This is a genomic window from Sutcliffiella deserti, from assembly GCF_020037475.1.
In the GTDB taxonomy this organism is placed as follows: Bacteria; Bacillota; Bacilli; order Bacillales; family Bacillaceae_I; genus Sutcliffiella_A; species Sutcliffiella_A deserti.
The window spans coordinates 57,421-80,948 of record NZ_JAIQDB010000004.1; the positions used below are offsets into that span (position 1 = coordinate 57,421).

A 23,528-nucleotide genomic window follows, 5' to 3' on the forward strand; every position below is an offset into this window, starting at 1 on the left:
AGATGCCAAAAATAAATGCTTCACCAATTAGGGAAGCATACATTAAATAGTTTACCATTAATTTATTCTCTCGTAAAAATATTTCAAAGAATTGAACAGGACGATTAAAAATTTGTGACTTTTTTCCTAATCCTCTATAATTTTCACATGTACTGTTCTTTTTCTAGGGCCATCAAACTCACAAAAGAAAATACCTTGCCATTGACCTAATAATAATGCTCCATTTTGGATAATCACTTGCTGGGAACTGCCTACTGTTATTGCTTTTAAGTGAGCAGCCGTGTTTCCTTCCATATGCAAATATTTTGGATGTTCCCATGGATATACCTCATGAAACCTCATTTGAACATCCGAAACCACATCTGGATCGGCATTTTCATTTATGGTAATACCAGCAGTTGTATGTGGACAATATACAAGAACTATACCATTTTCCACATCTGCTTTTCGGATCGTATCTGATACTAATCCGGTAATATCCTGCCATTCATCTTGTTTGTTCGTTGATAACTCTAATGAAATTAGCACTTATCTCCACTCCTTTTGGATACAAAAAGCCCTTTTAATAAAAAGGGCTTTTTTAAAAACTTATTTTTTTATAACTGCTTCAAGGGCAACTTCCATCATGTCACTGAAGGTTGTTTGGCGTTCTTCAGAAGTTGTTTCTTCACCAGTCAAAATGTGATCGCTGACAGTTAATACGGATAAAGCCTTTCTTCCGTACTTGGCTGCTAAAGTATAAAGCGCTGCGGATTCCATTTCGATAGCTAGGATGCCGTATTTTGCCCATTTTTCCAGCTCGCCGTTTTCATTATAAAACATATCCGCTGTAAAAACGTTTCCGACTTTAAGGTTTAATCCTTTTTCAACCCCTACATCATATGCTTTCTTTAATAGTTCAAAGTTAGCAGTTGGAGCATAATCTACCCCACCAAATGTTAAACGGTTCATTTGTGAATCTGTTGAAGCGCTCATTGCTAAAATAACATCACGGACTTTTACATCCTTTTGTATAGCTCCACAAGTCCCAACACGGATTAAGTTTTGAACATTATATTCGTTCATCAGTTCATTAATATATATTGATATCGACGGAACACCCATCCCCGTCCCTTGCACAGAAATCCGCTCACCTTTATATGTTCCTGTATAACCTAACATGCCTCTGACTTCATTATAACAAACGGCATCCTCCAAAAAAGTTTCCGCAATGTATTTTGCACGCAGCGGATCTCCTGGAAGAAGTATCGTTTCAGCTATTTCACCTTGTTTTGCTCCGATATGTACACTCATTGTGTTACCTCCTATAGTACCTGCTTTTTTTAGGCTGAACTTTATGGTAAAAGCCTTTTTGTAACAAACAATACTATACCATATCTTTCCCGTGATTCAAAAGAACACCTGAAAATCCTTGAATGCTTTTGGATTTTCAGCAAAACCTAATAGGGAATCAATTTGGTTTACAGAAAGGAGAAATCACAAGTGAAAAAGAAACTTCGTCAAGCGGTGGAACATGCTAATGCTACAAATACCACAAAGAAAAAAACCGCTCAACCAGGCTCCCCTAAAAAGGATAAATTACAAAGTTGAAAAATATAATTTAAAAGGTGGCGTACGCAATGGGTAAAAAACATCGAAACCGAATTAACGGACAAAAGAAAAACAACCACATTTCCCCTGACGCAATTGAAGCAGAACAAATTGCACATAAAAAAGAGCACTCTGCTAAAAAGCGCAAGAACGGGCCTGGAGATAATCTTTAATAGCTTGGATTAGAATAAATGGGCAGTACAAAAGACTGCCCATTTTTTTCGATGAAATTAACGTACTTGAACCCTATTTATCTTTTTCCAGCCGCCAAACTCCAAACGGTAATAACTAATTCCAAAAGTTCCTTCATCGATCATAATAACGTCCCCTGTACCGATAAACCTTCCAGCATATTCAGGTGGAATATCATCCGTCACATTAAACTTTCTATACACTTTATTAATGAGTTCCTCATGGTTATTTGCTCCCATGGTTAAACGGAATACTGGAGCATATCCTTTTGACTCTCCATAATTCGGTGTTTGCATGATGGTGACATCGTAATCTCCTGAACCAATTTTCATCATCCTTTTAATTGCCAACATCCTCTTTCACCCCTTAACCATATCTATACCTTATTAATTAGAAATTTACTGTGTCGATTCCTTCATCAGATTTTAGAAAGTTTTGTCGAATAGAAAATTCAGGCGAAAAAATTCACTTCTAACCTTTATAAATAAGTAGCTTTACCTCTATTTATTATAAAATTCAGAATTTATTTGATAAGTGCTGTTAAAGATGAGTGTAGTTAAACGTGCTTCTCTAGCTGATGATTGGAGCAAAGGCGTAGACTCCTGCGGGAGGTAGCGGTAGGCTGGAGACCCGGCAGGCTAGCCGAGGAGGCTCCAGCACCGCCCCGCAAAAAGCGTAGCCTTTAGCGTAAATCAACAGCGGTGATGAAAAATCCATGTTATAAATAGCGTGGCAAGAAAGAACAGAAAGCCCTGAACTTTAAAAAAATAACTTCTTCTACCACTAACATCTTTTCTTTCTATTTTAATACACTTAAGTGAGGTGGTGGTATGTTTTTTAATTGGTTTGGTTCAAAATATTCTAAAACGGAAGAAAAACACCAAGAGCAAATCAAAGTTCTTTCCTCAAACGATGCAGATTACTTGCTGCGAAGCTGGTTAAGTCCCACTCACAAGGTAAGTCTTTCCCATAAAGAAAAAGAGATTCTTTTGGACATAAGCAACAAGACCATCAGCCATAACAAGAACAACCTTACACGAACTCAAGCATATTTGAATTTGTATGGTAATAACCCTGAATTGCATTGGTCATATTTAGCACATATGGTATCAAGAAATGCTGGTTGGAATATGACAGATTTAAAAGGTAAAAGCATATCTAAGCTTCTTTCCTACGATCGCTTAGAGGTTTTTTTTAGCTTTTTGGAAAAAGCAAATTATGTAATTTTCAATGATGCTTTTCCACAGCTATTGATTTATGAAAAAGGAAAAATAGAGAGTAAAGATTACACCTATTTACTTCCGCATTTAGGTGTTTCAGATTTTATGCTTCCAGTATGGCGGTTGTTTATGGAACAGAAAGTCAAAAACTCTCCATTTTTAACTGTCTCACTCATAATTAACGAGCAAAATTTATTAGAAACTCAAGTAATGTTAAATCCTTTTTATCAGAAAAAAGTAGTTCAATCCCTTACTTTCCATTTACAAGAAATGATGGGCTTTACTCAAATTCTCTTCCCATATGTGGATGGAGAATCTCTTCAGTTAACTGGCAGCACGATTGCGCAATTTGATGAAGTAGCTTCGAGAATAAAAGTCGGAAAGAAATTATACAGGCTTCTATTTGGCAATAAAGATGTCCATGAGGGTGCTCTTTCTTTTGCAAAGAGCAACATTCACACAGGTTCAAGAGAGGATTATTTTCCTAGCGTTTTTTCAGCCTCAAAAAACACAAAGAAAATTTTTAGTCCTAATCTTGAAGATGCCTGGCCCACTTATAAACATAAACCGGCGAAGAAATTGCAAGACGATTGGTTTAATCCGTCTGCTTCAAGAATTTTTTTGGACTTTTATCGTTTACCTTTCCGTGAGCAGATTACAGATATGAAAAAGCCACATATTTATAATGTTATTCAAGTTTCGGGATTAAGCGAGCTGCAAAGCTTAATCCCGGAAATAGAAAAACGGCGGGAATAGCTCCCGCCGTTCATGTGACATTTTTTAATAATCCTCAGAAGAAGCTGACTTTCCAGCCTCCCTGATTTGCCCTTTTAATCAAGAGGGGCAGAATGAGCGCATGGCAATATTTATTCTACATCCATTTCTTCATCAATAATGCACTTTTCTAACAGATATTCAAACATGATATCCGCTAGATCATCAATCTCACTCTCCGCTGGAACATAACCTCGCCTTACCAGCTCATTGTAAAAGAACTCGGCTATTTCTTCTGTATCAATAACTACCTCGATTTCTTTCACAATATCACCCCTTTTTTAAAGGTTTATGTACTTCTTTCTAGATATATGTCTTACATTCTATAATAATCCATCTCCCTATAATTTTACCAGTATTGTTGTAAAAATAATAAAAAAAGTCATAAATACCTTAATGAGACATAGGTTTAAGTATATTGGACAAACAACATAACATGCCTAAGGAGGAAATGAAATGAGAGACTTTTTTTCGAATTTAGAAAAGTATGGAGAAGAAGAAGTACTTTTACCGATTTTAGATAAAATTAGTGAAAATCTTGTAAAAGTGGCGACGATTATTGGAATCCCATTTGTATTGTTATTACTTCTACAATTCTCCTTTTTACTTTTCTAATTGCTTGGGATTTTTACTATCCAGGTACTTTTTTAGATTTTTAACAACTAGGTTCATGACTTTCTTGTACTCTTCATCACCGAATAATTCATAAAGAGCTTTATAATCATTATACACATCTAATAATCCATCAATGATACGTTGATATTCTTTATTAAACTCTTCTTTCTTAAAATAATTGTTTGAACCTGTCATGGGGTTATACAACTCCAAACTTGTATTTTCTTTATTGAACATATAGGACAGACCCAGTTTATGAATAAAAACTTCCGCATGTTCATGGTGTACAATCATGGTTAACTCTTCTTCTCCTGCCTCTAACCATTCCCCATCTGAGAGTCTGGTTAATTCATAGATGATATCTTCCCAAGAGTCTTCTTTATAGCGCCAGATTTCTGTTCGTAATCCCACTATTTTGAAAAGTTCTTTACCATATCCGATTACTTGGACAATGTCTCCTATAAAATAAAGGTATTCGATATCCAATCGTTCTGTCACTAGAACTTTTCCTTCATATTCAGAGACAAATGCCAACGTTTCTTCTTGATAAAGCCCCTCACTTGAATTAACTTCATAAACGAAAGTCCCATCTATTAATTTCAGATCTGTGACTTTTCCGACAGTTCCATAGATTGTGATTACAACAATATCACCGATTTGATATTTTGGTTTGTTCGGTTTCCTTTTCTTTCCCATATCGATTCTCTCCAATTAAACCAGTGTTTTTTGTTAGTACTGTATTGTATGCAAGTAGTATAAGAATCGCTAAAATGAAATTGGAAAAAGCTTTATTGGTGTTTTTTGAAGATGCGCCAAGGGGGACTCGTTAAACTCCGCTATTGATTTCCACAAAATGCTACGCGTCCACGGGGCGATGCTGAAGCCTCCTCGGCTGCACGCCTGCGGGGTCTCCAGTCTATCGCTTTCTCTCCGTTGTAGTCTCCGCCTTTTGCTCCAATCATCGCTGGAATAGCGTTATTATCTACACACAACTTTAACAGAGTCTAAAATAAAGAACCTGCCGTCAAACTCCCTGTAGCTTTCCGTTCTAGGTGATGGCTTTTCTATGGGCGGTTCGGGAGCCTCTCACAACTGCACTTAATGGGACTTGATGCTTCTGATGTTTGTCGTCAGTCCAAATCTGAAGGTTAGGTTCGTATAAGCGAGCTTTATCACAACTTAAAATCGCAATTACCACCACTGTCTTAAAAGATGAATAAAACGTTTTAACAGGGTGGCAATTAAATATTGAGACAATTATATAACTTGGTTTTAAGTAGTGGAAAGTATCAACAGCTGAGATAGGAAGACTTTAATTTGTAAGGAAGCTTGGTGAAAAATACAGAAAATTTATGGTAAAATTGGGTTATCTGATTCACGATAATGTATTGATTTGGTTCAAATGATAGAATTATAAATAGGTTCTAGAATTTATTATAATTTCACTTAAAGGGAGGGTTTTTATGTTTGGAAGAAAAAAAGAGGAAGACAACCGTTTTTATATAAAAATGGAAGAGAATATACCTTTACTAGGGAAAATAACCATTCTCGTAGACAGTAAAACCGGTGTGAATTATATTCAGTCATGGGTTGGTTCAGGTAGTGGTATCACTCCTTTACTAGATGAAGATGGAAAGGTTATTGTGGATAGGTGACCTTGCTTCAAAGATTATTCCACTACACTGACAATGAAGTCATTAACGTAAAAAAAGAACTTCTAAAATTAGAAGTTCTCTTTTCTACCTCCCAATATCCTATCTTTATAAGTGCCTTAGAATAAGCTGAATCACAAACCTGAAAAAAGGAGAGGTTCACAATCTTTGCGCCCCGCTTCTACCAAAACCTCTAAACATCCTCTCGGTAAAGCTCCCATGCCTCATCAAAAGTGGACATGCTGGAAAGATATTGACCATTCAATTCAAGATAGCTACTTATTTCATGATAATCACATGAATTCTTCGGAAAGCTATGGTCATCGTATGCATGATTGGAAAATATACTTATATCACTTTTCTTCAATGCATGACGATATTTCAACAAATAATGATAAAAAGACTTTCTCATGACTACACACACCTATTCAAACAACTATTTTATTTTCCCATTTTACATGAAAAAAGGAATAATGTTAAGAACGAAGGTGTATTCTGATCTTTTAGATAGTCTAATTCAACGTGCCTTGCTGCTTAGGGTACTTAAAAGAAGATTATCCTAGAATCTACCTAATCTCACCAATTTTTTAAAGTTTCTCAGATTTTCCTACAACAGCTTTTTCTGATATTTTTAGATCACTGTTATACTCAATCAATTCAATTTCACATCCAGGACCAACTTCTACTGTATTTCCACGAACAACTTTAGCCTTTGTATATTCTAGTTTAACTACATCTCCTTCAATGATGTTTGCAGTTAAATCTTTGCTCAGCGTTTTAATCAACTTATCTAAATGTAGAATTGGCTGCCGATTTCTTCTTACAGTAATTACCTCTCCTCCGATTTCTTTTACGGATGATTTTCCATGTAACGTTATTTCAACGTGATCTGCATTTAACAATCCATCAATGGTAAAAGCTCCATTTAGATTTGCTTTCTCCACTTCACAATCTCCAGATACCTTAATAATTCCTTCGAGGAGAAGGGTGTCGCCCTTTATAGATTGCTTCACTCGTGTTTGTCCCTTTATTTCTATTTTTCGAAAAAATGCATTTTCGTCTACCACTAAATCCCCATGCACCTCCACTTCGTCAGAAGATAAATTTCCATGTACTTTTGTACTTCCATTGATAACTGCATTCTCCGACATAATATCACCATTTATTTTTGCCGATCCATTACACTCAAAATTCTTACATTCTATATCACCATGAATTACTCCATGGCCATTAATTTCAACCTGAACGTAGGAGCCACCACCTGTTTCACTGTGCCCAGATAAAATTAAATCTCCTTTTGATTCTTGAACCATAATAAAATCCCCCTTATATTAAATTCGATTAACTTTAATAATGTTTTTTGAATTCTTTTCTTTGTTTGTAAAGGTAGATCTATATTCTACTTTTTCGATGTAGCAACATGGACCTATTGTAATATCATTACCTCTTACAATCTTTGCTGTGGTATGTTCTAGATAAATGTTATCTCCTTCAATTACCTCTGCTTCTAAAGTGTAGGATTGCTTCAAGAAGCTTCTACTTTTAATAATTATCTTCTCTCCACCAATTTCTCTTACCTTGCTAGGAGCAACCAGTAAGTTAACCTGTAAATCACCTACATTAAACAACCCAGGAATATTTAATCCCCCTTTAAGATTCATTATTTCTAGCTCCACATCTCCAGCCCCGTTTAGAAACCCTCTCATATCAAGCATATTTGTTTTCATCGACTTACTAACATTAAGCTCACCTATCACTTTTATTCGATTACAAATTAACTCTCCATCTACACTCAAAGCACCTGTTACATGCACTTGACCCATTTGAGCATTTCCTTTTATATGGTAATCCCCAATAATCTTTGTTTCTTTGGACCAAACATCATCAGAAATTTCCCCTTTTCCAATAACTTTAATTTTTTCGTAATCTCCACCAGGATAGCTTCCTTCTCCTATTACTTTTAAATTTTTACTTTTTTCCTTTGACATTTAAAAACCCCCTGTTACTAAGGAATTCATTAGTTTATCCATTTCTGTTTCAATGTTCAGTGATACAGCCATTTTAGTTTTTTCATCAACATATAAGTCATCGGAATTTGCAACAAGCAACACTGTTACAACACCCATTTTTCTTAATACAATTAAAGATGTACGCTTTTCCTCTAGCTTAGGAAAGTGGTCATGTAGTGTTTGAATAATTTGCATTCCTTCTTCCCATCCAACTTCTCCAGTCTCCAAAGATTTATCTAAAAGATAAATATATAGCGAAGTTCTAAAGGTAATCGTATCAAGTTCACCAAATTGCTTTTCAAAGATTGAGATAGCACCGGACGAAACAATGTTTCGCTCTATAAAGTTTTTCTTAGTTATGTTTAGGTCCTTCTTCTTTGGAGATAAAGCATGTGCTAATTGGTCTAATGATAAAGTATCCTTCAATTCTTTAATTCTATTAATTCTTTCAATCATCTTATTTCTTGGAAAAAATGTTTCTTGCCCTGTAAATGTTGATTTTCTAATAAACCAATCGTCCGGTATTAACTTTTTTCTTTTCCAACGATAGAGCTGTCCGTATGTAATGCCCGTTTGCTCTAATAAATCTTTCTTCGAGATTAATATTTCATCCATTAAACTCACTCCTTAAACCCAACGTAACATAACACTGTTACGTTGTAAAGCTATCCTTTTACTTTTTACTACTATTAAATTACTACTAATTGATAAACAGGAACATTATTTTAACACCAAGGTTAAACAACCTCTATTTATCGGGTATATAACAAGAAAAACACCTGGAAAAGATAAATACACAGGGTCAACTTATATATTAATTTTCTAAGAGACCCTGTTGTTATTTATAATAGCATCAATGCGCTGAATACCTCTCCTCGTGGTTGACTACCCGGCGAATAAAGAATGCTAAGATCAAGCCAATCAATGCAATGAGCATCGTGAACCAAAACACACTTTGTGATCCTGCCGTAATCGCGTTTGCTATTTCGGTCAGCTGAGTAGGATCGGAGGAGCTATGCAAGTATTTCTCCGTCCTACCAGTAAGGATACTGATTGCGATCGCTATACCAATCGCGCCTGCAACCTGCTGCAGTGTGTTTAAGACTGCCGTACCATGCGGGTATAATTCCGGCGGTAATTGATTTAGTCCGTTCGTTTGAGCAGGCATCCAAACCATAGCTACTCCCACCATGAGGCCTATATGCAAAGCAACGATAAAGGCTACTGAAGAAACCGGGGATAGGGTTGTAAAGAACCATAACATCACTGTAACGAGAATGAGGCCGGGAGTAACGAGCCATTTCGGTCCATACTTATCAAATAAACGCCCCACTAGTGGTGATAGGATACCGTTCAACGCGCTGCCCGGTAAAAGCATGAGGCCGGCGATGAAAACAGATAATCCTGCACCAGTTTGCAGAAACATCGGCAGAATAATCATGCTTGACATAATAATCATCATACAAGACAGTACTAGAAGCATCCCAATAACATACATCGGATACTTGAAAACCCTCAGATTTAACATGGGTTCGTGCATAAAGTTCTGCCTTAGTATGAACAATACCAGAGAGATAAGTCCAACGACGATAACAATCATGCCGCTCCAACCTTCAACTCCTTCGCCCGCCTTACTGAAGCCATAGACAACTCCTCCGAAACCGATTGTTGACAATAAAACAGATAGCAGATCGATTCTAGGCTTAGTGACATCCGTAACGTTTTCCAAGTACTTTAGACCTATTAACAACCCTAAAACTAAAAGTGGCAGCGATAACCAGAAGATGTAATGCCATGTTACATATTGGATTAATAGACCACCTATGGTCGGTCCGGTTGCTGGAGCGAACATGATAACAAGCCCAACAAATCCCATGGCAGCCCCCCGCTTTTCAGGCGGATAGATGACAAGAACAGTATTAAACATGAGTGGAAGCAACAAGCCCATGCCAACGGCCTGTAAAACTCGGCCAATCATTAACATTTCAAAACTAAACGCGAGCGCTGCAATCAATGTACCTAAAATTAAACTGATGAGAGAAGCTACGAACAGCTGCCTCGTCGTAAACATTTGCAACAGTAACCCGCTCATTGGCATTAAAATGCCGAGTGTTAGTAAGAACCCAGTTGTTAACCAATGTGCGGTTGTGGCCGAAATTTGGAACACTTCCATTAAGTTAGTCATTGCAATATTGAGAGCAGTTTCGCTGAACATACCGACGAAACCGCACATAAGTAGTGCTGCCATAATGGCACGCGTATTGTATTGATTCTTCATTTTTATCTCCTTGTAAATTCATTAAATTAATAACAATTTATTTTTTAGCAAATCCTTGTTTGTTTAAATACTCGAGCATGAAGGGCAACTTGCTTCTTTCAAGATGATCCTCAATATGATCTTTCCAGCCCTTTACTTTCTTTACTGTGAAAGGAGCTTTAACAGGTCGATTTTGGTAATATTCACGCATCTGTTGGTCATAAGTTGCTAATTTTTCTTCATTTAAAGGTTGATATTGATTATCAAACATGACCATCGATTGAGGCAAACGTGGTTTTAGTTCAGGCTTCTCTCCAGCAGGATGTCCTATACATAGCCCCACTAAAGGAATCACATACTTTGGTAAATTTAATACCTCGCTTAATTCTGAAATATTAGCCCTTACTCCGCCGATAAAGACACCACCGAGTCCCATTGATTCTGCTGCAGTTAAAGCATTTTGAGCCATGAGCCCAGCATCGAAAGTACCTATTAATAAGTATTCAATATAGACAAGGTCTACGTTGGGAGCAATTTCATGATTTCGATTAAAATCTGCACAAAAAATCCAAAACTCTGCTGCTTCTTCGATATACGGTTGATTTACAGAGAGTTGCATCACTTTTTTTCGAAGATTTCGGTCTGTAATCCTAATAATAGAAACCACCTGCAGAAGGCTGAAAGATGACGTTTGATTAGCTGCCTTAAAAATTGCATCCCTTTGTTCCTCTGTCAGTGGTTGATTTGTAAAAGAACGAATGGATGTATGATCTTGAAGCAATTCAAGAGTTTTATTCATTTGAATCCTCTCCTCTATTATTTATTGTTATCTTTCAGTCTACCGTATTGATAAGGAACTCCCATATTCTCACGTAGTGTTTTTCCTTCATAATCCTTGTGAAACAAACCACGGTCCTTCAAAATTGGGACAACATGTTCCACAAAATCAGCAACTCCATCATAGGCTATATCCGGAACAACCGAGAAGCCGTCACATGCACCAGCCAAAAACCATTCTTCCAAGAAATCAGCAACTTGTACTGGGGTACCTGCCACGACTGGATGGTAGTTAATGACACCATGCGCAAGAACATCTCGAATGGATAGACCATTTTGCAGCAGTTCTAAAGCTCTGTGGGAACGTGGATCCATAGGGTTGGCGTATGCTTTTTTCAACATGTCAGTTGCTAAAGGTTGATCAATATCTAACGAATTCACCGATAGTGGTAAACCAACCATTGAACCAAGGTAACTTACCCGACTTGGAATCTCTTCAGAATTAAAACTCATAAGTTGTCTTCGACGTTCTAAACCTTCTTCTTCAGTTGAACCTATGGAAAACATAAAACCTGCATACATCTTGATGTCATCCGGATTTCTGCCAAAACGAGCTGCACTTTGTCGAATTGCTTGCCTATGTTCACTAGCAGACTTAATGTCATAAGGATTAGCGTAAACCCCAGAAGCGTACCTCCCCGCCAATTCCAGTCCTTCTTCTCCTCCACCTGCTTGGAAAATAACTGGCTGGCCTTGCTCAGAGGGCGGGATAGGCAAAGGACCACGAGATGCATAATATTGCCCTTCAAGATTGATAGGCTGAATTTTGTCCATGTCGCCAAATTTTCCTCCTTCTGCATCTAACGTCCACGCATCATGTTCCCAACTCCCCCATAATGCTTGAACAATTTGGATGAATTCATGTGCCATGTCATAACGTTCTTTTCGACTGGCAACTTTAGTACCAAAATTTGCTGCCGCTAATGGCTCGGATGTGGTGACAGCATTCCATCCTACTCGTCCATTACTTATAACATCGAGTGCTTTGAATTGACGTGCTATGTTGTATGGATAATTAAAAGTCGTTGATAGTGTAGCAACAAGACCAATATGTTTCGTTTCTCTAGCTACAGCCATTAGTGCTAACATAGGATCCATAGGAAAACTAGGAGTATGAGGACCCAAATCAACCGTTAACGCAGGAGTATCCGCGATAAAGATCATTTGAAATTTTCCTTTTTCAGCCACTTTAGCCCCCTCCACATACCTATCCATATTTGTGTAGGCTGCTGGATCTGTACCCGGCATTCTCCAAGCGCTGAATTCAGCTCCATATCCAGAAACCATTTGTAATGCTAGTTGCATCTCTTTTCTTTTTTCCATGTATCTCTTCTCCTTTATTTTAAAACAACTCCAAGTAACAAATGAGCCGTAGTATATTACAGTAGATTTGAAGTCAGAAAGTAGTTAGCTTGCTAACTAATTCAGTTGACTTTATAACCTTTTTAGGATATAGAAACTATTTATATTTAGCTTGCTAACTATCAACGTAGAGAAAACTTAGAACAAGTTTCTCTCCATACGCTTCATAAGATCCCTTAAGATTAAGAGTTCTTCCGGTGATATTGAATGGAGTAATTTTGCTTGCTGCTGTTTCCATTTGAGATCAACTGGTTCCTCTATGTTTTTGCCCTTGTCCGTTAGATAAATTCGCATTACCCTTGCATCTTGTTCATCACGTTTTCGATATATGAATCCATTTAACTCCAGCGATTTAACCATATTTGTTACCGTAGGCGGTTCGCATTTTAAATGTTCACATAGTTGCATTTGTGTTATTCCATCACCTAACCACAAACGAGCGAGTAATCTGTCCTGACCTACATGAAGATTAAGTTCTCTTAAATTTTCGTTATAGTCTCTGCGCATTTTAGATGATACTTTATCTAATGTCTCACGAATATCGCATCCGACGTTATCGTTCATAGGTATGCCTCCACTACTGAATTTTACTTAGCAAGCTAACTATATCACAGTTAAAAATTAGCTGTCCATCTAACTTAAGAGACAGGCTGAAATTATCTAGAACGGACGACAAAAGGATGGGTCCATGCATTTACATCATCTGTTAAACACTGATATGTCCGGATTCTGTATATTACACGTTTTGCCTACCAACTTGATGTATGGAGCAATTTTGTTACAGACTCTAGAATAAAACCAATTCTCAATTTTTAAAAGAGGGCAATAAAAATTGCCATAGTACATTTTTTTGTACCTAATAGCTTGGTCATTATAAAAAAGCTGCCACAATGACAGCCCCGACCTTAAACCATTTTGTTGTGAATTAGCGATAAATTGTAAACAATGAATGTGTGAGCTTTGGTCAGTCTGCCTGCTCTCCAAACTTCTTCCCGTACTCTTCCATCAAATCAATAATAGGGATTAATTCTTCCCCTTTTGAGGTTAGTGAATACTCTACACGAGGAGGAACCTCTGGAAAAACTTTGCGATTAATTAAACCATCTGTTTCCAGTTCTCGAAGTTGCTTTGTAAGAGACCCTTGTGAAATATCCCATAAAAAGGCTTTAATTTCACTATAGCGGCGCTCTTTGGTCTTTAAATACCATAGAATTACATATTTCCAACGTCCGGAGAGGATATTTTGGGTATATGCAATGCCATAAAATTCTCTTTGTTCCTTTATACACTCTTTATCAAATCCATCCTTACATATCCTAGACACCTTCTTCACCTACTTTCTACTGTTAAGTACATGAAAATGTACTACGTCAATTTTTATTGCCTACTTCAAAAAGATGAGAAATGATTATATTCTAGTATATGTAACATAAATACTCAATACATTTATATTATCTTATATATGTTTACTGTTTGATAAACATATGTTTGTGTAACTTTAGCTAAATAATTCTTTTATATACAAATACTTTTGGAGGAACAATCATGAGATTTGGAATTATAGGTGCTGGACCAATTGGATCAATTATTTCGAAAAAATTAGTTAAGAATGGACATGATGTCAAAATCGCAGATGCACGAGGGATTGAACGTTTAGAAGGAAAAAAGCTTGCTGGAACACCTGTGCATGTAGAGGATGCAATTAAAAATATTGAAGTTCTTATCATATCTCTTCCCGCTAAAGTGCTGCCAAGCATTCGGAACATTATCAATCAAGTCGGGGAAGAAGTAATCATTGTAGATACTTCAAATTATTATCCTTTTAGAGACGGTAAAATTGAAGAAATCGAAAACGGGATGGTTGAAAGTGTTTGGGTTTCAAATCAATTAGACAGACCTATCATTAAAGCTTTTAACAATTTATTAGCCTATACTTTAGAAAATGAAGGAACATCCGAAGATTCTAGTGGACGAATTGCCATGACAGTTGCCGGTGATAATCTATCACAAAAACAAGTAATCATGGGCGTGGTAAACGAGCTAGGCTTCGACGCAGTAGACAGTGGTTCTTTAAGTGATTCTTGGAGACAACAGCCAGGAACTCCCGCTTACTGCACAGAGCTAACGAAAGACGAACTTACGAAAGCGTTGAAAAAGGCAAATAAAGAAAAAGCTCCAATACTACGAGATAAGGTTATGGAAAGGTTTGAAGAGCTCTTTGCAGAAAAAAAGGCATTTTCACATAAGGATATTGTTAACATAAACAGAGAAATATACAATTCATAAAAACAAAAGGTGCACTCAGTTAGCCTTTTTGTATAGCCATATAAAAGTGCTTCCAATCCGATTTAAACCTTTAGTGTAACAGAGGTTGTTATTGCGCAGTATTCGTCTACTATGTAATAAGAGAGTTCCTCCACAATCCGGCCATAGAATAAAAATGAGCGCTGATCCTTGTTCCAAGATCGCGCCCTTTAATGTAAGAACCAATGAGTTTTTTTCTGGTTTAGTTCAATGAGAACTATCCAGCTTTCTTAAGAACTCTTTAGTTATATGAAGGAATTTATCATTTTTAGTCTCCCAAAGTTCATGTCTTGAATCTACTGATTCAACAACTTCTACATTTTTTTGAAGATATATCTTATACTTTTCATCTCAATATCTTTTAAGAGAGAACCTTCAGTTCCGCAATTAATAATTAATACGGGAATACTGATTTAAGATAACTCACCGTAGACGTCAATGGTTTTTGATTTTTTTTTGAGTTCCTTTAACAACATGGGTCATTGCTTTTTTGATGTAGCTACGACTAAGAATTCTTGCTGACCAAACTTGTGGTATCGCTGGATATTTTGCAGGATGAACTTAGATAACTAGAAAGCAAATTTTATAGAATACAGGACTTCCATGGAATTGACATTAAACAATGTTCACGAACTTTACTAAGTAATATTAGCTTTAAGTACGTCACTTCACAGAGAGGCTACAATTTATCTTTTGTCTAACTTTATTTTTCCTCCATTTTCTTCTAATACAACTCATATTTTATTTAATTTAGGGTAAGTTATTCACATAAACTTAAATTCTATATTGGAGGATAAAGGGAATGAAGATTGATGGAAAAATAATTCGATTGACTTCAGCAGAGATAACTCATCTATGGAATACTTACCTGAATGATAGCGGGAATATTTGTCATTTAGAACACGAATTGCATAATGCTGAAGATGAACAAATAAAACCTATGATTCAACATGCTTTAGCTATATCAAAATCACATATCAAAAAAGTAACAGAACTATTGCATAAAGAAGGTTACCCTGTTCCACACGGTTTCAAATTAGACGAAGATGTTCAAGTTACCTCTCCTAAATTATTTTCTGATGTTTATTCATTGCTTGCTATTAACCAATTAGGAAAAATCGGGTTGAACGCATATAGTATGGCATTACCTGTTGCTGTGAGAGAAGATGTTTATACTTTTTTTAGTGACTGTTTGCGTGAGTCAGATGATATTATTAAGAAATCCAACGATCTATTGTTATCAAAGGGACTATATATCAAGTCACCATATCTTCCTATCCCTGAAAACTTCGATTTTGTGGAGAAGAAAAGCTTTCTTGCAGGGTACTTTGGAGAAAAAAGACCATTAACTGGAACTGAAATCACGAACCTTTACACTAATTTCCAAAGAAATGCACTAGGGTCCGCCGCTATGATTGGGTATAGTCAGGTTGCAGATAACGATGATGTAACTGAATTTATTTTAAGAGGTAAAAAAATTGCACAAAAGCATTGCGAGATATTTGGGTCTTATTTAAACGAAAATGACCTTCCTAGTCCTATGAGATGGGATACAGAAGTTACAGATTCAACCACATACACATTTTCTGACAGAAAGATGATGTTTTATTGTACAGCCTTAACTGCAATGAGTGTTGGTTTTTACGGAGCTAGTATATCAATGAGTCCTAGAAGAGATATTGGAATCATGTACAGCAGACTTATAGGAGAAATCTTAAAATATGCAGATGATGGGGCTAAAATAATGATTAAATATGGGTGGTTAGAAGAGCCACCACGGGCACTTGACCGTGATGAAATAGCAAAGAAAAATAAGGGATTTTAATAAATCGGAAGTAAAGAAATGGTCAATCAAAACAAACGTGAGAAGACGCCTCATAGAGCGAATATTACAGCTCCTGAGATTGGTTCTATTTAACTCTGATAGATTTTCTCGGATTATTTGTTTACCATTGGACTTTACTTTCTTCGCCAAAATAATCCAATCTTTTAACATCATCTTGTATTAAAAATTATTAATATAGTATAAAACTTTCGAAGTACAAAAATACAGCTAATTAACACAATACATTTTTAACATACTTTTCCAATCGAATGGATGATTATTTACATCTCCTCTAATTCAAGGATTCTCCTCGTGAGCGACTGTACAGTGGCTGCTGTAGCTTTGAAATAAAGTTTGATCAATAGGATGCTGCAAACTTGATTTTTATTATAAAAGAAACCAAAGTATTTTGAAAATGGATTGATCAAAATGCGTGGGTTTTAGTTTGGTCTGATTTTAGTTTTTTTATAAAAAAGTTTGATCATTTCGTTATGTTGTTACTCCTCAATCGCGTCCGATTGTTGAATAAGTTTTTTGTGTGTCGATATGTGTCGAATGGCCTTTATATTGCTTCAAATGGACGATAAAATAAAAAAGTGGCTCATAAATTTAAAAGTTGGACGATAAACTGAAAAGTTGGATTATAAAACAAAAAGTTGGATCAAATAATTTTTATGGGCAGGATAATCAGACCAAAGTACGGCTTCCTCCCTGACTTCATAGAGTTTTTTACCGAATTGATAGCCAAAAGTATAGTAATCAACCTCCAATTACCTGAAGAACTTGGAGAATTCAACGAATCTTCACCATAAATTTGACTATCCATATAAAGCGCATAGCTTATTCCATTATCTGGCCCGATTGCTGAATAAGGAATAGTTCTCGATTCTCCAGAATACTGCGCGTTACTTTAAGTACATTTTTCATAATATTTACTAAATTTGACGATTCTTATTGCAATTAGTCAGTAATAGTCAGTAACAATACTTAAAACTAAAAATTCCCGTCATGGCGTCCTGTTTCTTTTGTTTTTAAGTTGTTATTTAAAAAGAAAAAGTAGTTCAATCAAGAATACAAAATTTTTTGTACTCCAAACTTGAACTACTCATCGCTCTTTTCACTTTTTATTTATTAGTAAAGTTAAAATAATTATACTTAAGCCACCTCGGTGTAGCTTTGAACTCTGCATAGTCTAAAACATCTGGAAGTTTCCTAGTGTCGATCAGGAGGAGATGTTCTTCTATTTCCTCAATTACCTTTTCGGTCTGATAGGTCATCTTACACTCTATACACTGAATACAAGGGGTATTTGTTAGAGTCATAGCTCTTGAACCATCAGGCAATTCCCAATACACTGTGTTGTATGCTTCTAGAGCTTCGGAAGAGTTACACCATTCACAGACTGGCATTCTTATTCCTCCTTCGCTTTTTGCGTTTTCTTTTGCTCAGCTTCAAATTTCTTTTGTTTCAGTTCATCCCGCTTTTCACGCTTATCCTTTAATGAAGAGTGGTCTGGGTTTTTACTATATTCTTGTCTCCGTTTGAGTCGGTTAATTCCTTCGGGAACGAGGTTAAACTGCTCATCATTCATTAACCCTGCTATTCCTGCAACTGATTTCATTTTATCTACATTTCCATATACTTCTTTAAAATAATCATCCGCTCGACCAGGTACATAATTCTCCGGTTCTGGGTATGTGGTGATTACCCCCTCAAAATTCCTCAATACTACTTTTTCAGGACTCTGAGAAATGAGATAATTCGGCTGCAAAGCAATTTTCCCTCCCCCACCAGGAGCATCGCAAACGAAGGTCGGAACGGCGTACCCAGAAGTATGACCTCTTAAGCCTTCAATAATTTCTAACCCTTTGGAAACAGGAGCACGGAAATGTCCTATTCCTTCTGAAAGGTCACACTGGTAGATATAATATGGTCTGACTCTAATTTTAACAAGGTCATGCATCAGCTTTTTCATAATTGGAACGCTATCATTTATTCCTGCCAAAATAACTGCCTGGTTCCCGACTGGAACTCCAGCGTTAACAAGCATTTCACAGGCAAGCTTTGATTCCTCGGTAATTTCTATCGAAGTATTAAAATGAGTGTTTAACCAAACCGGATGATACTTCTTTAAGATTTTACACAAATTCTCAGTAATTCTTTGTGGAAACACGACAGGAGCCCGGGTACCAATTCTTATTATCTCAAGATGTGGAATCGCACGCAGGTTTTTCAAGATGTATTCAAGTACTTGATCATTAATAAGCAGGCCGTCTCCTCCTGAAATTAAACAGTCTCTTACTTGATCGTTTTCTGCGATATAGGCAATTGCAGCATCTAATTGTTTTTTCGGGACACCCATTCCTATTTGCCCTGAGAATCTTCTTCTTGTGCAATATCGGCAATACATTGAACATTGGTTTGTCACTAAAAAGAGCACACGATCTGGGTAGCGATGTGTTAAACCAGGTACGGGAGAATCTTCATCTTCATAGAGGGGGTCCTCTAAGTCATACTTTGTTTTGTAAATTTCTTTGGAAATCGGAACAGATTGCATTCTGATAGGGCATCTATGATCATCTGGATTCATCAGGGACGCATAATAAGGCGTAATATTTAATGGAATGGTTTTAGTGGATATTTTTACACCTTCTTCTTCCTCCGGTGTTAAGTTAATGACCTTTTTTAAATCTTCTAACGTTCGAATAGTGTTGGTCAATTGCCATATCCAATCATTCCACTTCTCTTCTGTCACATCTTTCCACAGCTTGATATCCTTCCAGTGGCGTTTGGGTTTATATAAATCCATTCTCATGTTATCTCCTCCCTTTACCTTGCTCTTGCAATAACTGTGCCAACTGATCAAGTTGCCTAGTTATTACTTATATATGTAAAGAGAGCCTATTCTGCTATTTTTTGTTTCATTTAAGAATATTAGAATTGCCCTTTTTTCGGCACTAGGGAACTAACAAAATAGGCTATATTAAACGCCGCTGATGATTTCCACAAAAGGCTACGCGTTCCAAGGGGCGGTGCTGGAGCCTCCTCGGCAAGCCTGCGGGGTCGCAAGTATTCCGCTATCGCCCGTTGGAGTCTCCGCCTTCTGCTCCAATCATCGCTTGGGAAGTACTATTATCAACGGTTATCTTTAACAGAGAAAAAATAAAAAGGCTACTCCGTTTCTTGTATTTTTTTGATTTTATATTGTAAAGTTTGTCTAGGAATTGCTAAAAGTCTCGCTGCCTTTTGGACATTTCCATCGGTTTGTTCTAGTACATCTTCTATAAGCTGTTTTTCTGTTTCATATATTGCTTGCCTCAATGTTGTTGGTTTTTTTTCTTTATGGGAGGAGTTCTCATGGAGGAGTTTGCTAGGAATATCTTGTTCAGTTATTACTCTCTCTTTTGATTTGACCAAGATAAACTCTATTGCGTTTTTCAACTCCCTTACATTACCTGGCCATGGATATGAAGTGAATTTCTTCACCACTGAATCAGACAATACCTTAAAAGTCTGATTATCTTCTTTGGATTGATCCGAAAGAGTGGCTAGAAAGTGGTTTGCTAATACTAGTATGTCGTTAGGACGATCCCTCAGTGGAGGAAGAGAAATGGAACAGGTATTTAATCTGTAAAAGAGGTCTTCCCTTAATTTTTTTTGACTTACACAAACTTCAGGGGATTCATTCATTGCTGTAATAATTCGTACGTTTACCTTATATGTTGTAATTCCTCCTACTCTCCGGAAAGTGCCATCTTCTAACACTCGCAATAATTTAGCTTGCAAAAGTAACGGCATCGAATTTAGTTCATCCAAGAACAAGGTGCCACCATTAGCGAGTTCGAACAATCCTGCTTTCTCCACTGCTCCAGTATAGCTTCCTTTATCCGTACCAAAAAGGATACTTTCAAGTAAAGTTTCTGGAATGGCTCCGCAATTCTGGGCTATAAAAGGGAATTTACTTCGTAAAGAGGCAGCATGGATTCCTTGGGCGATGATTTCCTTTCCAGTCCCGGTTTCTCCATAAATAATGACAGGAAGAGTCGAGGATGCAAAAAGCTTTGCTTCCTCGACTATAAGCTTACAATCTGCGTTTTCTGTAATAAAATCTTCTAAAGTAAAGCTGACTTCAAGTGGATGCTTAGAAGTAAGCTTATTTTTTATATAGAGTTTAGACTGTAGATCAATTAGCTTGTTAGCAAGAGCCGTGACTTGACTATAATTTTTTGCGATTTCCAGAGCCCCTAGTATTTCCTTTCCAAGTAGAAGTGGAATGGTTGTATTAATGGTTTCCACCAGTTCACCGTTCTTATTTTCGAAGCATTGGTTTTGTTGATAAATTGCTTTTTTTGTTTGTAGCACTCTCAGCAAAGTGCTTGTGTGCTCTGTTAAGGAGGGAAACACTTGCAAAATATGTTTTCCCATTACTTCATTTACCTTCAGACCATCATGCTCTGAAGCTACCCTGTTATAGTAGATCGTTACTCCATTAGGATCAACAGCGTGAATTGCTTCATCTATACCATCTAAAATTGCACCAAGCATTTCCTTTGAAAGAAGAGGGTTAGACACCATCATTGCACCACCTGCCTATTTTTCGGCACCCTTTGCTCACTTTTCAGCAGCCGGGTTAGATAAATCTTTAAACCATACATTCATATCTTCTATTTTATCAAAAATATAACAGTTATTTTTCAAACGACCAGTGTAGGAATACGCTAAGTTATGGAGTACCATGTTCATCCCGAAAGACAAAGCTCTTGCTATTGAATAGCAGCAAAACACCTGATTTTCGCTAAGCTCTTTTTCCAAGCTTTCGATAAGATAGTACATGTATCCTCCCTTACGATAGGTTGGCAGAGTTGCACAATCTGTAATTTCAGCATTTCCATATCTTCTATTTACCTCTGCGGATGCTGCGGCTATTATGTTGCCTTCTTCTTCTATAAGATGGAAAATTGAATCTCCTAGGATTTGATCTTTTATATAGTTCGGATCTTCAATTGGGACAGGGTAGATAGGAAAAACATTAGCATAAAAGCTTGCTAAATTATTCGCATCACTGATCGTTGCTTTTCTTAAACGTAATGAGGATGGGAGGTGTTGACGGGTGGTGCGTTTCTTTAGGCGTACTTCTTCCATAATCAGGTCTTCCTTCAGCCACTTGTCGCTAAGATAGCGGGATTGATCCTGGTATTTGCATAGAAAATAGACTTCTGAACCTGAATAATAATTGGGGAGGACAGCTTCTAATGCATATCCCAATTTGATAAAATGCAGCAAATTTTCTTTTCTGCTCTTTACTATTGTTTTTTTAACATATTCCTCCATTTGCAGTTTTTCTATTAAATCTGCAACCTTTCCTATATCCCCTTGGAAGTCTTCAATCTTCAGGCGTTCATTAAAGAAATCTTTCGAGCCCACCAGCTGAAAAGAGTTATTTTTCACATTTAATTTTTCTCCATATGCTTTCTTCATTTTTCATCCCCCCTTCCTAAAAAGTTCGATCTTAGCCTCCCATATCCTCTTCTTTTTAATACTTTTTAAAGGCTGGCTCTAGAGCTGGTGCAAGATAGTAAAAAAAGAACCGTGTTGCATTCCGCATTCACGATTCATTCTATATTATTCCTCCACTTCACACCAATCTAATAGGGTTAGCGCAAAGATTTCAGCAGAAGTAAGCAAATTTTCTATGAGTATATATTCGTTTGGATGATGCGCAACTTCAGTTGTTCCTGGTCCAAATACGACCGTTGGAATATTTGCGACTTGAGTGAACAGGCCTCCGTCTGTTCCCCACGGTGAGGCTTCAATGCGCGCTTCTTCTTTTGTCACCAGCTTGTAATTCTTTTTTATAAGTTCTACAAAAGGATGATCCACACGGATGGCACCTGGAAGCCACTGGGCACCATACCATTGTAAATCTACTGGATGATTTAGAAACCATTCATCCTCATTTTGTAAACTGTTTAAGGTATCTTCCATTTCTTGTTTAACTAGTGGTAAGGATTCTTCGGGTCCAACCCCGATTCTTCCTTCTAACGTGATGAGATCAGGTACAGATGACGGCCACGATCCTCCTTCAATTTTCCCCAGATTTATTGGAAGAGGTATCGGAATGTTTGCGTATAATGGGTCTTTGACACGCTCATTCCTAATACGCTCAAGCTTTTGAATTTTATCGATTACGATGAGACTCTTCTCTAAGGCACTTACTCCTTCATATCTTGTGCCTCCATGCGCTGACTTTCCTTTCACTTTTAATCGAAACCACATGGATCCTTGCTGCTTAGGAAATATTTTAAGATTGGTTGGTTCGGGAATTAAAGCGGCATTTGCTTTGTAACCTCGTAAAATCGCTGCTAATGTTCCTGCTCCACCACTTTCTTCTTCAATGACACTTTGAAATATCACATCTCCTTTTAGCTTTATCCCAACAGACTGTAAAGCATCGATTGCAAGCAACATGGCCACATTGCCGCCTTTCATATCTGTTGTCCCTCTTCCATAAATTTTGCCGTTTTCTATTTTCCCTTCATATGGGTCACAGTCCCATTGGTTTATTTCTCCTTCAGGAACAACATCTATATGCCCGTTAAGAATGATGGAATGTCCGCCGCCAGTTCCTCTCCAGACGGCTACAACATTAGGAGAATCAGAGAAATATTCTCTTGTGGAAACAAAGTTTTCGTGTTCTTTTAATTTTTTGCCATTAGGTTCCCATATATCAATTTCCAGCCCCATCCCTCTACATGCCTCAATTACGACTGCTTGTGCAGAACTTTCGTTTCCTTGTACGCTTTTTTCTTGTACAAGACGACGTAATAGGACTATCGCTTTTCCTTTGTTCTTTGCAATCCATTTTTTTATTTCATTTGTCTTGTTTTTCAT

General features: G+C 36.9%; 25 protein-coding genes. 6 read left to right on the top strand and 19 right to left on the bottom strand.

The genetic code is table 11. The annotated features are described in order from the left end of the window. Positions 1 to 126: 126 nt before the first annotated feature. Both K9B36_RS09885 and deoD read right to left on the bottom strand, forming a co-directional pair. Entirely contained in the window at positions 127 to 528 is a 402-nt protein-coding gene (locus K9B36_RS09885) for a secondary thiamine-phosphate synthase enzyme YjbQ (protein ID WP_223701888.1), read from the bottom strand. Between the two features lie 60 nt (positions 529 to 588). Further along, positions 589 to 1,293, bottom strand: a complete 705-nt coding sequence (gene deoD / locus K9B36_RS09890) for a purine-nucleoside phosphorylase (RefSeq protein ID WP_223701889.1) — start codon at positions 1,291 to 1,293, stop codon at positions 589 to 591. A 326-nt stretch (positions 1,294 to 1,619) separates the two neighbouring features. Between deoD and K9B36_RS09895 the strand changes: the two genes are divergently transcribed. Further along, positions 1,620 to 1,763, top strand: coding sequence for a hypothetical protein (locus tag K9B36_RS09895; protein WP_223701890.1), 144 nt, complete (start codon positions 1,620 to 1,622; stop codon positions 1,761 to 1,763). 57 nt (positions 1,764 to 1,820) lie between these two features. On the opposite strand, the gene K9B36_RS09900 is transcribed toward K9B36_RS09895, so the two are convergent. Further along, entirely contained in the window at positions 1,821 to 2,135 is a 315-nt protein-coding gene (locus K9B36_RS09900; protein ID WP_223701891.1) for a hypothetical protein, read from the bottom strand. A gap of 477 nt (positions 2,136 to 2,612) precedes the next feature. Here K9B36_RS09900 and K9B36_RS09905 point away from each other — a divergent pair, with 477 nt between their 5' ends. Next, positions 2,613 to 3,758 (top strand): DUF2515 family protein, encoded by a 1,146-nt coding sequence (locus K9B36_RS09905; protein WP_223701892.1) that lies wholly within the window; start codon positions 2,613 to 2,615, stop codon positions 3,756 to 3,758. 110 nt (positions 3,759 to 3,868) lie between these two features. Here the strand turns inward: K9B36_RS09905 and K9B36_RS09910 are convergent, their stop codons facing one another. Further along, complete coding sequence (locus tag K9B36_RS09910) at positions 3,869 to 4,042, bottom strand: YozD family protein (protein ID WP_223701893.1); 174 nt, start codon at positions 4,040 to 4,042, stop codon at positions 3,869 to 3,871. A gap of 190 nt (positions 4,043 to 4,232) precedes the next feature. Here K9B36_RS09910 and K9B36_RS09915 point away from each other — a divergent pair, with 190 nt between their 5' ends. Further along, the gene (locus tag K9B36_RS09915; RefSeq protein ID WP_223701894.1) at positions 4,233 to 4,391 is read left to right on the top strand and encodes a hypothetical protein; all 159 of its coding nucleotides are present in this window, start codon (positions 4,233 to 4,235) and stop codon (positions 4,389 to 4,391) included. On the opposite strand, the gene K9B36_RS09920 is transcribed toward K9B36_RS09915, so the two are convergent. After that, positions 4,380 to 5,087 (bottom strand): hypothetical protein, encoded by a 708-nt coding sequence (locus K9B36_RS09920; RefSeq protein WP_223701895.1) that lies wholly within the window; start codon positions 5,085 to 5,087, stop codon positions 4,380 to 4,382. The two genes, K9B36_RS09915 and K9B36_RS09920, sit on opposite strands and share 12 nt — an antisense overlap. Positions 5,088 to 5,854: 767 nt before the next feature. Between K9B36_RS09920 and K9B36_RS09925 the strand changes: the two genes are divergently transcribed. Beyond that, positions 5,855 to 6,046: a DUF6440 family protein gene (locus K9B36_RS09925; protein ID WP_263399325.1), complete on the top strand. Its 192-nt coding sequence runs from the start codon at positions 5,855 to 5,857 to the stop codon at positions 6,044 to 6,046. A gap of 190 nt (positions 6,047 to 6,236) precedes the next feature. Here the strand turns inward: K9B36_RS09925 and K9B36_RS09930 are convergent, their stop codons facing one another. From K9B36_RS09930 to K9B36_RS09970, 9 genes are all read right to left on the bottom strand, one after another. Next, a complete protein-coding gene (locus K9B36_RS09930; protein ID WP_223701896.1) occupies positions 6,237 to 6,455 on the bottom strand; it encodes a YozE family protein in 219 nt (72 codons plus the stop codon). A gap of 175 nt (positions 6,456 to 6,630) precedes the next feature. Beyond that, a complete protein-coding gene (locus tag K9B36_RS09935; protein WP_223701897.1) occupies positions 6,631 to 7,356 on the bottom strand; it encodes a polymer-forming cytoskeletal protein in 726 nt (241 codons plus the stop codon). A gap of 18 nt (positions 7,357 to 7,374) precedes the next feature. Further along, on the bottom strand, positions 7,375 to 8,031 hold the full coding sequence (locus K9B36_RS09940; protein WP_223701898.1) for a hypothetical protein: 657 nt from the start codon (positions 8,029 to 8,031) through the stop codon (positions 7,375 to 7,377). After that, complete coding sequence (locus tag K9B36_RS09945; protein WP_223701899.1) at positions 8,032 to 8,667, bottom strand: YhbD family protein; 636 nt, start codon at positions 8,665 to 8,667, stop codon at positions 8,032 to 8,034. It abuts the gene before it with no gap. A gap of 238 nt (positions 8,668 to 8,905) precedes the next feature. Further along, positions 8,906 to 10,330 carry a DHA2 family efflux MFS transporter permease subunit gene (locus K9B36_RS09950; protein WP_223701900.1) on the bottom strand — a complete coding sequence of 475 codons (1,425 nt, stop codon included), beginning with the start codon at positions 10,328 to 10,330 and terminating at the stop codon, positions 8,906 to 8,908. Between the two features lie 37 nt (positions 10,331 to 10,367). Beyond that, entirely contained in the window at positions 10,368 to 11,108 is a 741-nt protein-coding gene (gene nfsA, locus K9B36_RS09955) for an oxygen-insensitive NADPH nitroreductase (RefSeq protein ID WP_223701901.1), read from the bottom strand. Positions 11,109 to 11,125: 17 nt separating this feature from the next. Further along, a complete protein-coding gene (locus K9B36_RS09960) occupies positions 11,126 to 12,469 on the bottom strand; it encodes an NtaA/DmoA family FMN-dependent monooxygenase (protein WP_223701902.1) in 1,344 nt (447 codons plus the stop codon). 177 nt (positions 12,470 to 12,646) lie between these two features. Further along, positions 12,647 to 13,072, bottom strand: a complete 426-nt coding sequence (locus K9B36_RS09965; protein ID WP_223701903.1) for a MarR family winged helix-turn-helix transcriptional regulator — start codon at positions 13,070 to 13,072, stop codon at positions 12,647 to 12,649. Between the two features lie 400 nt (positions 13,073 to 13,472). After that, positions 13,473 to 13,832 carry a winged helix-turn-helix transcriptional regulator gene (locus tag K9B36_RS09970; protein ID WP_223701904.1) on the bottom strand — a complete coding sequence of 120 codons (360 nt, stop codon included), beginning with the start codon at positions 13,830 to 13,832 and terminating at the stop codon, positions 13,473 to 13,475. 221 nt (positions 13,833 to 14,053) lie between these two features. Between K9B36_RS09970 and K9B36_RS09975 the strand changes: the two genes are divergently transcribed. Together K9B36_RS09975 and K9B36_RS09980 are read left to right on the top strand one after the other, a co-directional pair. Continuing rightward, complete coding sequence (locus K9B36_RS09975; RefSeq protein ID WP_223701905.1) at positions 14,054 to 14,794, top strand: NADPH-dependent F420 reductase; 741 nt, start codon at positions 14,054 to 14,056, stop codon at positions 14,792 to 14,794. A gap of 820 nt (positions 14,795 to 15,614) precedes the next feature. After that, the gene (locus tag K9B36_RS09980) at positions 15,615 to 16,637 is read left to right on the top strand and encodes a DUF3231 family protein (protein WP_223701906.1); all 1,023 of its coding nucleotides are present in this window, start codon (positions 15,615 to 15,617) and stop codon (positions 16,635 to 16,637) included. A 1,124-nt stretch (positions 16,638 to 17,761) separates the two neighbouring features. Here the strand turns inward: K9B36_RS09980 and K9B36_RS09985 are convergent. The 5 genes from K9B36_RS09985 to K9B36_RS10005 all read right to left on the bottom strand — a co-directional run bounded on the left by K9B36_RS09985 (position 17,762) and on the right by K9B36_RS10005 (position 23,528). Further along, on the bottom strand, positions 17,762 to 18,046 hold the full coding sequence (locus K9B36_RS09985; protein WP_223701907.1) for a YokU family protein: 285 nt from the start codon (positions 18,044 to 18,046) through the stop codon (positions 17,762 to 17,764). Positions 18,047 to 18,048: 2 nt separating this feature from the next. Further along, the gene (kamA, locus tag K9B36_RS09990) at positions 18,049 to 19,452 is read right to left on the bottom strand and encodes a lysine 2,3-aminomutase (RefSeq protein ID WP_223701908.1); all 1,404 of its coding nucleotides are present in this window, start codon (positions 19,450 to 19,452) and stop codon (positions 18,049 to 18,051) included. A 356-nt stretch (positions 19,453 to 19,808) separates the two neighbouring features. After that, positions 19,809 to 21,212: a sigma-54 interaction domain-containing protein gene (locus tag K9B36_RS09995; RefSeq protein WP_223702068.1), complete on the bottom strand. Its 1,404-nt coding sequence runs from the start codon at positions 21,210 to 21,212 to the stop codon at positions 19,809 to 19,811. A 36-nt stretch (positions 21,213 to 21,248) separates the two neighbouring features. Beyond that, on the bottom strand, positions 21,249 to 22,115 hold the full coding sequence (gene ablB / locus K9B36_RS10000; RefSeq protein ID WP_223701909.1) for a putative beta-lysine N-acetyltransferase: 867 nt from the start codon (positions 22,113 to 22,115) through the stop codon (positions 21,249 to 21,251). 144 nt (positions 22,116 to 22,259) lie between these two features. Further along, positions 22,260 to 23,528: a peptidase gene (locus K9B36_RS10005; protein WP_223701910.1), complete on the bottom strand. Its 1,269-nt coding sequence runs from the start codon at positions 23,526 to 23,528 to the stop codon at positions 22,260 to 22,262.